The sequence below is a fragment of the Synechococcus sp. R6-5 genome (genome assembly GCF_047461775.1).
Lineage (GTDB): Bacteria > Cyanobacteriota > Cyanobacteriia > Thermostichales > Thermostichaceae > Thermostichus.
In genome coordinates this window covers 1-581 of sequence record NZ_JANSHV010000402.1, presented here as the reverse complement: position 1 = coordinate 581, position 581 = coordinate 1, and the positions used below count along the sequence as shown (strand labels likewise).

The 581-nt window shown below is 59.4% G+C and carries 1 protein-coding gene; it reads right to left on the bottom strand.

What is annotated here, in order from left to right; genetic code table 11:
- Positions 1 to 111: 111 nt before the first annotated feature.
- The coding region (locus NW818_RS13990) for a LysM peptidoglycan-binding domain-containing protein (protein WP_414424906.1) at positions 112 to 581 on the bottom strand (470 nt) is incomplete at its 5' end.

The following is a 581-nucleotide window of genomic DNA, read 5'->3' as shown; positions in this document are numbered from 1 at the left end:
ATTACTCATGGGCATCACCTCCTTTACGCCTGAACGGCAATTTTGAAGGATTGACATTGCAAATATACCGAAAATCGCTTCGCCTGTCAAGCGCCATTTTTCCGGGTATCGCTACGGGGTCGCCAGTGTCGGGGTTGCCGGCGCTGGAGTTTGATCCGCCGTCCCCGCACTGAGGGTCGGCGTTGCCCGCAGCGATGGCGATGTATCCACCAGCGAGGGGATAATCAGCGGTTGCCCGACCTGCAATGAATCAGGATCGGTCAGGCCGTTGGCGGCCATGATCTCGGCAACCGTTGTGCCGAATGCGATTGCCAGTTCGCTCAGCGTATCGCCCGGCTGAACGATGTACAGCCCGGCTGGCGTCGGTGAGGGAACGAGTAATGTAGCATATGCGGTCGCAGTGGCGTCCACATCCAGCGTCGGCGCTGGAGTGATCTCAAGAATGACCGGCGCCGTCGGGCGCGGGGTTGTCGGTTGTGGCGGCGCAGGGAGTGTGCATGCCGACAACCATGCCGTCAGGATCAGGATCAGGACAATGCGGATCATACGATGTCCGGTATGCTGGCAGATACTCGTCAACC